The organism is Dongia rigui (assembly GCF_034044635.1).
Classification (GTDB): Bacteria; Pseudomonadota; Alphaproteobacteria; order Dongiales; family Dongiaceae; genus Dongia; species Dongia rigui.
Genome location: NZ_JAXCLX010000002.1, coordinates 872235 through 881323, shown reverse-complemented (window position 1 = coordinate 881323; position 9089 = coordinate 872235). Strand labels below are relative to the sequence as shown.

Here is a 9089-nt window from a genome sequence, read left to right as displayed (position 1 = left end):
CCTAATCACCGACGTTAACCAATTGATCCGTCGCAAAACACGTCATCGTCTTACTGCATAGTGGACTTCAAACCACAGACCCAGTCAGCGAACCGACCAAGCCCTAGATCCAAAATCCGAGAAACACGAAACGGCTTTGCAACTTCATCGCTGCAATCAGGCCATTAAGACCCGCCGTCCGCGTATCCCTTCTTCTCGCTAACAATTTCAAATAGCTTGGCCCCGCAGTCACACACGGGAACCCACCAGCCAGACTCGGCCGGTGAAGCCGTGCAATATAGCGATGCCGGGATGGCGTTACAAGTCGTATGAGGCTTTCGCCTCTACCTGCTTCGCCAGATCTTGCCGGGGCTTTTCAGCCGCCGGTTCGAACCGGTAACCGACGAACCAGTCGGCCCCGTTCGGTGGGCGGCTTATAGGCGAGTCGGATTGAGACTTGCAAGCACAAAAATTTCGCCATCTTAAAAAAGTACCAAAACCCCAGCAAAACCAGCCTCTCCCCGCCTCTAGAGGAGACCCAAGGTGCGAAGCTCGTCGCGCAGATCCTCAGGGAGGTCCTCTTCCGCCATGGCCTGGCGCAGCGCCGTCCGCTGATCGGCGAGATCCGCCGGCGCATCATCCACTTCCAAATAGCGCCAGCCCTGGAAAGCCCGACGCGGGTGGCTTTCCGTCACAATCACCGTCGGGTCATAGACGATGGCGCAGTAGGGCTTGCCCTGCTCGTCTTCGACCTCATCGAGGCGTAGAATCCGATGGCGCGCGGCAATGCGCCCACGAATGACCCAATAGAGCGAGCCGCCATCCAGCACTTCTTCGGCACGCTTTGGAAACGACCGCGTCCAATGCTGGTCCTCCAATGGCTTTTTCGCAGCGCGCCGCTTGCGCTGCAGTTCTTCACGGTAGCGCACCAATTCGGCGACGCTGTCGACGCCGACGCAGAGTTTCACCAGATGGACTGTCATGCTTGTCGAGAATCGTGATGTCAGAGAGAGGAAATCAGCGAATCAGCTTTGAAACCGCCTTGAATTCGGGGGCGGCAGCCGTCCGCAGCCATTCGAACAACACCATCTCGGTCGTCACGACGTCAATGCCGGCGCCGCGCATCCGCTCCAGCGCAACCTGGCGGCTGTCCGGACGCCGCGAGCCGATCGCATCAGCAACGACGTGAACCCTCAGCCCAGCTTCACGCATTTCGAGCGCCGTCTGCAGCACGCAGACATGGGCTTCCATGCCGCAGATGATCGTGTGGCGCGTCGAATCGTTCGTCAGCGCCGCCCGCAACGCATCATTTGCAAAGCAAGAGAACGCCATCTTCTCAATCGGTTGGGTGCCTTCGGTCCGAGCCATCAACCCGGGCAGCGTGAGACCCAATCCCTTCCGGTACTGCTCGGACACAATGACGGGCACCGAAAGCGCACGTGCCGCATCGAGCAATACGCCAATTTGACGCTCGACCCAGGCCCCATCATTGATGGCCGGCGCCAGCCGCTCCTGGGCATCAACAACCAGCAGTTGAGATTTCGCTCGCTCGATCAACATGGGCACCTCGAAGAACACGCGGATTTGACGGCATTTCCACAAGCATAGCGACGGCCCGCGATTGACAAAAGTCAGCTTCCGCCTATAGTCCGGCCACAAAAGCGGCGGTCGCCACGGGAGCCGAGGGCGGCCGTTTTGCTTGTATGATCGGCCCCTTCATTTTCGAGACACAATGGGTTTTCCCGAACTGGGGCTCAGCCCCGAGCTAATTCGTGCCGTCACCGAAGCCGGTTACACCGAGCCGACGCCGATCCAGGCCCAAGCCATTCCGACGGTCCTGATGGGACGCGACGTCCTGGGCTGTGCACAGACCGGAACCGGCAAGACGGCATCCTTTACCCTGCCGATGATCGACATCCTGGCAAACGGGCGTGCCAAAGCGCGCATGCCCCGCTCGCTGATCGTCGAACCCACCCGCGAACTCGCGGCCCAGGTTGCGCAGAACTTCGAGAAATACGGCAAATATAACAACCTGAAGCACGCGCTGATTATCGGCGGCGAAGGTTTCGCCGAACAGGAAGCCAGGCTGATGGGTGGCGTCGACGTCCTCATCGCGACGCCGGGCCGCCTGCTCGATCTGTTCGAACGCGGCAAGATCCTGCTGATCGACGTGAAGATCCTGGTGATCGACGAAGCCGACCGCATGCTGGACATGGGCTTCATCCCCGATGTCGAGCGCATCGTCAGCCTGCTGCCGAAGATTCGCCAGACGCTGTTCTTCTCGGCCACCATGGCGCCGGAAGTGAAGCGCCTCGCCGACGCCTTCCTGATGAACCCGAAGGAAGTCACCGTTTCGGCCCCTGCCAGCACGGCGACCACCGTGACCCAGGGCATCATCGTGGTCGATGAGATGGACAAGCGCGAAGCGCTGCGTCGCCTCATTCGTTCCGAAAACGTCGGCAATGCGCTGATCTTCTGCAACCGCAAGGTCGACGTCGACATCCTTTACAAATCGCTGACCAAACACGGCTTCAAAGCCGTCCGTTTGCATGGCGACATGGCGCAATCCGCGCGCAGCGATACGCTGGAAATGTTTAAACGCGGTGAAGCATCGCTGATGGTCTGCAGCGACGTTGCCGCACGCGGCATCGACATCGCGGGCTTGAGCCATGTGTTCAATTTCGACACGCCGATCCATGCCGAAGACTACGTGCACCGCATCGGTCGCACGGGCCGCGCCGGCCGCGAGGGTCGCGCTTTCACCTTTGCCACGCCCTATGACGGCAAGAATGTCGCGGCCATCGTCAAACTGATCGGCAAGGAAATACCGACCGTGACGATCGAGGGTATTGCTTCCCTGCCGTTCGAAGAAGGCGATGGCCGTCGCGGTCGTGGTCGCAGCCGCGGTGCGGCAGCCCCGCGCGGTCGCGGTCGCGAGCGCACACGATCATCGCGTTCGGAAAGCGTCGAGCCAGCCACAGCGCCGGAATCGGTGTTGGCACCGGTTGTCGAAGCATCCGAATCACCGGCGGTTGAAGGCAAGTCGCGTCGCCGCCGTCGCGGTGGCCGCAAGGACTCGACACAGGCTGTGGCCGCCGATGCCGTGATCGACGCCGCCATTCCGCATCCCAGCGAAGCCTTGCATCGGCATGATCTGCTGGAAGCGAGCACCGCGCTGCCGATGACGATGGAAGTGGCGCCGGTCGATGGACAAAAGCCGATCGTTCCGGTGCAGCCGCATGAGAATCGCCATCAGCGGCGTGCCCATGCCAAGCCGCAGCACGAGGAAGACGCCATGATCGCCGGTCACGGCTTTGGCGATCATCTGCCCGCCTTCCTGCGTCGCCCGGTGCGCTTGCCCGGCGGCGACCGCCGCACAGGCAAGTGAGCTGACGCTATCGCAAGCGCGTCGGGCTAAGTTCCCCAGCCGATTCCAGAATCGGCTGGGCGACAATGGCGAGATGCGAGTTGATGCGCTTCAGATCGCGCAGGATGTCGAGATGCAGGCCACTTGTCTGCATGCTCTCGATGCGACCTGAACGCAGGCGTTCGAGGTGATTCTCGGCGGCATTGCGCTCCAACTCCCGGAATATCTGCTTCTCGGCGAATAGCTGCCTGGCCAGCTTGATGTCGCCCGACATGAAGACATTCATCGCCAGTTCCAGATTGTGCGTCAGGCGCTCGTGGATCTCGTCCAGCTCCAGCGTGCCTTCAGGCGAGAATTTGAGCTGGTACTTCACCTTCTTCGCCGCCAGCTCCATCAGGTTTTTATCCACGATATCGCCGATATGCTCGAGATTGGTGATGAACGTGATGAGATCGACCACCCGCTTCTGGTCCTTGGGGTCCATCAACTCGCGGCTGACGCCGGTGAGATACAGCTTTATCGCCTCATTGAGGCGGTCCACCTGGCTGTCGATGTCGCTGACCTGCTTGATCAGGCGTCGATCATCGGCGCGAAAGACCGCCAGCGACTGGCGCAGCATCTGCCCGACCAGATCGCCCATGCGGAGCGCCTCGCGCCCGGCATTTGCGAGTGCGATGGTCGGCTGATCTATCGGACCTTGCGACAGATAGCGCGGCTTGCTCGGATCGTCGGTATTCACCTGGTCCGGCAGCAGACGCGCCGTGAGGCGAGCGATCGGACTGGTGAACCAGATGAAGATCAGCGCCAGCGCCAGGTTGAAGGCCACGTGGTAGTTGAGTGCCTGGCGCGCCGGCTCAGCCTGCAGCGCCGCCAGATAAGGCTGCACCAGGCCGATCAACGGCACGGCCAGTGTGACGCCAATGACGCGGAAAATGAGGTTGCCGATCGGCACCCGGCGTGCCTCGGGCGGCTCGCCCGAGGTGGCGAGGATCGGCATCACGGCGCTGCCCAGATTGGCGCCCAGAATCAGCGCGAGGCCCAGGTCGATCGGCACCAGGGCCTTGGCCATGAAGCTGATGACCAGCAAGACGACGGCGAGGCTCGAGGTCGAGAGCACGGTGAGCGCGGCACCGACCAGGACACCAAACACGGGGGCGTCGCTCATCACCTGCAGAATCTGCGGCAGAAGCGGCGCATCGCGTATCGGCTCGGCCGCCTCGGTGATGAGGTGGAGACCCAGCAGCGCGATACCGAGGCCGATGATCGCCCGCCCGAGATCCTTCACCTGCGAATCTTCGAATTTATTGAACATCACCCAGCCGATGACGATCAGCAGGGGTGAAATCCAACCCACCTTGAAGGAATAGGCCTGTGCGACAAGGCTGGTGCCGAGATCGGCCCCCAGCATCACGGCCAATGCGCCGGCTGTCGTCACGAGGCCACGCGACGCGAACGAAGCGGACAAGAGGGCCGTGGCACTCGATGACTGCAGCAGGCAGGTGATGCCGAGGCCAGAGAGAAACGCGGTGAAGCGATTGCCGGTCGCTTTGCTGAGGCTCTGTCGCAGCTGTGCGCCATAGGCCCGCAGCACGCCAGTGCGCACCATGCGCAGGCCCCATAGAAGCAGCGCGGCCGCGCCGAACAAGTTGAGCAGGAAGATCATTTGTCAATCGCCTCGACTCGGGAACCGCCCCGCAGTGTCACGAAACTGTAACATACAGGGCCGGCACCGGGCGATGGCAGCCTGGAACCGACGCTTAGATCAGCGCTTGCGCCACGCTTGCGTCCGCCGTTCGAGGCCACCGGCTATCAGCACCTGCAACCCTTTGACGACGGCCGAGGTCGCCACGATCACGACGCCCATGGCGCAGGCGGTCGCCGTGTTGCCGGCGTCGTCGGTATTGATGGCGTTGATCGACATCAGCTTGGTCTCGGCGGAATAGAGGAAGATGACGGCCGAGACGGTGGTCATGGCATTGATGAAGAGATAGACGCCGATGTCAAGAATGGCCGGCAGGCAGATTGGCACGGTCACCAGCCAGAACGTGCGGTAAAACGGGACCTTGAGCGAAGCACCGACCGCCTCGAATTCGGCATCGACTTGCTTCAGCGCGGTGACTGCTGTCAGGTGGCTGACTGTGTAGAAGTGGCAGACCGTGTTGACGACCAGCACGGTCATCGTGCCGTAGATGACATTGAGCGGATTGTCGGGGGCGTTGAAGAAGAAGATGTAGGCAAGACCCAGCACAATGCCCGGCACCGCCAGCGGCACCATGGCGAGGAAATGGAGCGCTGTCCGCAGCCGCCCAGCCCCCCTGCTCTTCTCGATCAGATAGGCGCCACAAAAGATGATCACCGTGCCGATCAAGGCGACGCAGGCGGCCAACCGCAAACTATTGAAATAAGGCCCCCAGCCATCGGTACCGGCGCGGGAGAAATCATACCATTTGAGCGTGAGGCTCAAATTATAAGGCCAGAGTTTGGCCAGCGACCCGAACACCGCCATGCCGAGGACCAGCAGCAGGAAGCCGGCCACCAGCCCAACCAGGATCAAAAACAGCCGATCGATGCCGGGACGTGGCTTGGGCTGCAACGCCACCGCGCGTGCCGACAGCAAGGCGACCTGCTTGCGCTGCACGATCCGGTCGATCCCAAAGGAAAGCACCGCCGGCAGCAGCAGGATGAGACCAACGACCGCCCCCATCTGGAAATTGAACTGGCCGATCACCTGCCGATAGACATCGGTCGCCAGCACGTTATAGGAGCCGCCGATGACCTTCGGCACGCCGAAATCAGTGAAGATCAGGGTGAACACCACAAGTGCAGCACTCACCAATCCATAGCGGCACCCCGGCAGTGTCACTGTGAAGAAGATTCGCGCCGGCCGGGCGCGCAGAGATTCGGCCGCCTCATACAGTCGCGCATCCGCCACGGACAGTGCGGTCACCAAAATCATCAGCGCGTGGGGAAAGGCAAAGAAGACCTCGCCGACGACGATGCCGATCGGGCCATAAACCTCATGCCCGAACAGCACGGATTTCAGGATTCCTTGATTGCCGAAGAGATAGACCAGGGCCAGCCCCGGCAGCAGCGAGGGCGCCAGAAGTGGGATCAATGCAATGGCGCGAAAGACTCCACGCGCCCGCAGGCATGTTCGCGTCAATGCATAGGCATAGATGAAAGCCAGGCTGATGGTGACAATCGTCCCGAGGACGGCCACGTATAAGGTGTTGCCCAGGGATTGCAGCATCGCCGGGTCGTCGACATAGCGGGCAAAATTGGCAAGGCCGATGAACTGGCCATCCTTGTCCTGCACGCTCTTCGTCAACAGCGTGTAAAGTGGCAAAGCGAGTGTCACGACAAGATAGGCGCCAAGTGCCAGGAGAGCGCCGCGTGCGCCCCATTCCTCAGCGCTGACGCGCGCTTTGACGCGTGGTGCCGTGGTCGTGGCCGAGAAGGCGATGTCAGCCATGATGCGCCACGCCTTGGCCCTGGGGGAACAGCCGCACGCGATCGCGCGGCAGGGCAACGCGCAGTGCCTGGCCAGGCACAAGGCCAAGATCGCGCATCGCATTGATCGAGAAGTCGGCGCGGAGGCTCCGCCCGCAGGTCAGTCGCAATTCGGCACGGCAGAAGGAGCCGAGGAACTCCATGTGCTCGATGCGTGTCATGACGGTGTTGCCCTGCTCAGGCGCGATGCCACGCACCTGGATGTCCTCGGGTCGAATGCAAAGCGTCGCCCCCTGCCCCGCCACCAGGCCGGCGCCAGGAATGTCGAGCACGACTTCTCCCAATCGGATCGCGCGGCCCGGTTCGATTTCAACGGCGAGGAAATTCATGTGACCCACGAAATCGGCCACAAAGGCCGCGGCCGGCTGGCGATAGATCTCCATCGGCGTGCCAACCTGCTCGATGCGGCCTTCATTCATGACGACGATGCGGTCGGCAATCGCCAAGGCCTCTTCCTGATCGTGCGTCACCATGATGGTGGTCACATTGATGCGGCGCTGCAATTGCTTAAGTTCGGACCGCAAATGTTGGCGCACGCGGGCATCGAGAGCCGACAAGGGTTCATCAAGCAAAAGGAGACCCGGCGACATCGCCAGGGCACGCGCCAGGGCGACGCGTTGCTGCTGTCCACCGGAAAGCTGAGCGGGATATTTCTGTTCCTGGCCAGAGAGCCCGACCATCGCCAGAAGATCCGAAACGCGCCTGGCCATGTCGGCGCGCGACATCCTGCCCCCGGTTAGGCCATAGCCGACATTGGCCGCCACCGTCAGGTTGGGGAACAGCGCATAGGATTGGAAGACGATGCCGAAATCGCGTTGCGATGGCGGCAGGCCGGAAATATCGACACCGTTCTGGAGAATACGGCCGCTTGTCTGAATGTCGAGCCCGGCGATGGCACGCAGCAACGTCGTCTTGCCACAGCCTGACGGGCCGAGGAAGCAGACGAATTCCCCCGGATAGATGTCGAGCGAGATGCTCTTCAGCGCCTGGAAGTCGCCGAAATTCTTGCTGACGAATTCGATGCGCAGATAGGGGTTTCCGCGAGTCATGACAAGCTGCCTTGAAAAAGCGAGACGATCCCGCTGCAGATGCAGCGGGATCGTCCCTCATCACATGTGGGTCAGTGGACGCTCGTTACTTCGGTGCGTCCTTGGAGCCGAAGCTGCGCTGCCATTCGTCGAGAATGGCCTGACGGCGATCCGCCATTTCATAGAAATTGTTCGGCGAGATCATCAGCTTTTCCTCCTCGGCCGGGTAATTGGCCGGAAGGGTCGGCGTCACGTCTTTGCGGGCCAGCACCTGATAGCTCTCGTTATAGAGCTTGTTGGCCTCGGCACTTGCCGCGAAATCGGCCAGCTTCTGAGCCGCTGCGAGGTTCCTGGTGCCCTTCATGATCGCCGTCGCTTCCATGTCCCAACCGATGCCGTCCTTGGGCAGGATGACTTCGACCGGCGCGCCGTCATTGATCAGCTTGACGCCCGGATAAGCGAAGGAAATGCCGATCGGATACTCGCCGGCGCCAACCGCCTTGCAGGGCTTCGAACCCGAATGCAGGTAGGTTTTGATGTTCTCGTGCAGCTTGCCCATGTAGTCCCAGCCGCCCTTGTCGCCAAAGAGCTGCAGCCAGGCCGAGACGGTGAGGAAGCCGGTGCCCGAAGAACCCGGGTTCGGCATGACGATCTGATCCTTATAAACGGGATCGAGCAGGTCTTTCCACGAAGCGGGCTTGGGCAGGCCGAGCTTTTCCGCTTCGACCTTGTTGTAGCAGATGGCTGACGCCCAGGCGTCCATGCCGACCCAGGTCGGCCAGCCGTTGCGCTTGTCCTTGAAGTCGTCTTTGATCTGATCGAAGCCTTTGGGGCTATAGCGCTCCAGCATGCCTTCCTTGTCGAGGACCATGAGGCCCGTCGCGGCCAGACCCCAGACCACGTCGGCTTGGCGATTTTGCTTTTCGGCGAGGAGGCGCGCGGTGATCACGCCCGTCGAATCACGCTGCCATTCAATGGTGATGCCCGGATTGGCCTTCTCGAAGGCTTCCTTATAGACAGGCAGCTGCTCTTCCTCGAGCGCGGTATAGACCTTCAGCACGACATCGTCGGCGAGGCTGGCCTTCGGCGCGACGAACATGGTAGCGGCAGTCGCCAAGACCGCAGCCCCCATCAGCGCCATCTGGCGGCGCGAGATCCAATTTTTCATTTCCCCAATCTCCTGGTGTGCGATTGCCAAACGCGGC

General features: G+C 61.3%; 7 protein-coding genes. 1 reads left to right on the top strand and 6 read right to left on the bottom strand.

The genetic code is table 11. The annotated features are described in order from the left end of the window. Positions 1-506: 506 nt before the first annotated feature. Together SMD31_RS15710 and SMD31_RS15705 are read right to left on the bottom strand one after the other, a co-directional pair. Positions 507-962, bottom strand: a complete 456-nt coding sequence (locus tag SMD31_RS15710; RefSeq protein ID WP_320501841.1) for a DUF1489 family protein — start codon at positions 960-962, stop codon at positions 507-509. Between the two features lie 34 nt (positions 963-996). Beyond that, positions 997-1539, bottom strand: a complete 543-nt coding sequence (locus tag SMD31_RS15705) for a hydrolase (RefSeq protein ID WP_320501840.1) — start codon at positions 1537-1539, stop codon at positions 997-999. Positions 1540-1711: 172 nt separating this feature from the next. Between SMD31_RS15705 and SMD31_RS15700 the strand changes: the two genes are divergently transcribed. Beyond that, positions 1712-3367, top strand: a complete 1656-nt coding sequence (locus SMD31_RS15700) for a DEAD/DEAH box helicase (RefSeq protein ID WP_320501839.1) — start codon at positions 1712-1714, stop codon at positions 3365-3367. A 7-nt stretch (positions 3368-3374) separates the two neighbouring features. On the opposite strand, the gene SMD31_RS15695 is transcribed toward SMD31_RS15700, so the two are convergent. The 4 genes from SMD31_RS15695 to SMD31_RS15680 all read right to left on the bottom strand — a co-directional run bounded on the left by SMD31_RS15695 (position 3375) and on the right by SMD31_RS15680 (position 9052). Beyond that, positions 3375-5009, bottom strand: a complete 1635-nt coding sequence (locus SMD31_RS15695; protein ID WP_320501838.1) for a Na/Pi cotransporter family protein — start codon at positions 5007-5009, stop codon at positions 3375-3377. 99 nt (positions 5010-5108) lie between these two features. Then, a complete protein-coding gene (locus tag SMD31_RS15690) occupies positions 5109-6818 on the bottom strand; it encodes a putative 2-aminoethylphosphonate ABC transporter permease subunit (RefSeq protein ID WP_320501837.1) in 1710 nt (569 codons plus the stop codon). Then, positions 6811-7905, bottom strand: coding sequence for a putative 2-aminoethylphosphonate ABC transporter ATP-binding protein (locus SMD31_RS15685; protein ID WP_320501836.1), 1095 nt, complete (start codon positions 7903-7905; stop codon positions 6811-6813). Before SMD31_RS15685 ends, SMD31_RS15690 begins: the two co-directional genes overlap by 8 nt. Positions 7906-7990: 85 nt before the next feature. Next, positions 7991-9052, bottom strand: a complete 1062-nt coding sequence (locus tag SMD31_RS15680; protein ID WP_320501835.1) for a putative 2-aminoethylphosphonate ABC transporter substrate-binding protein — start codon at positions 9050-9052, stop codon at positions 7991-7993. Between the last annotated feature and the right edge of the window lie 37 nt (positions 9053-9089).

Coding starts and splice junctions, on each gene's coding strand:
- SMD31_RS15690 (WP_320501837.1), bottom strand. CDS start 6,818: ATGGCTGACATCGCCTTCTCGGCCACGACCACGGCACCACGCGTCAAA.
- SMD31_RS15685 (WP_320501836.1), bottom strand. CDS start 7,905: ATGACTCGCGGAAACCCCTATCTGCGCATCGAATTCGTCAGCAAGAAT.
- SMD31_RS15700 (WP_320501839.1), top strand. CDS start 1,712: ATGGGTTTTCCCGAACTGGGGCTCAGCCCCGAGCTAATTCGTGCCGTC.
- SMD31_RS15710 (WP_320501841.1), bottom strand. CDS start 962: ATGACAGTCCATCTGGTGAAACTCTGCGTCGGCGTCGACAGCGTCGCC.
- SMD31_RS15680 (WP_320501835.1), bottom strand. CDS start 9,052: ATGAAAAATTGGATCTCGCGCCGCCAGATGGCGCTGATGGGGGCTGCG.
- SMD31_RS15695 (WP_320501838.1), bottom strand. CDS start 5,009: ATGATCTTCCTGCTCAACTTGTTCGGCGCGGCCGCGCTGCTTCTATGG.
- SMD31_RS15705 (WP_320501840.1), bottom strand. CDS start 1,539: ATGTTGATCGAGCGAGCGAAATCTCAACTGCTGGTTGTTGATGCCCAG.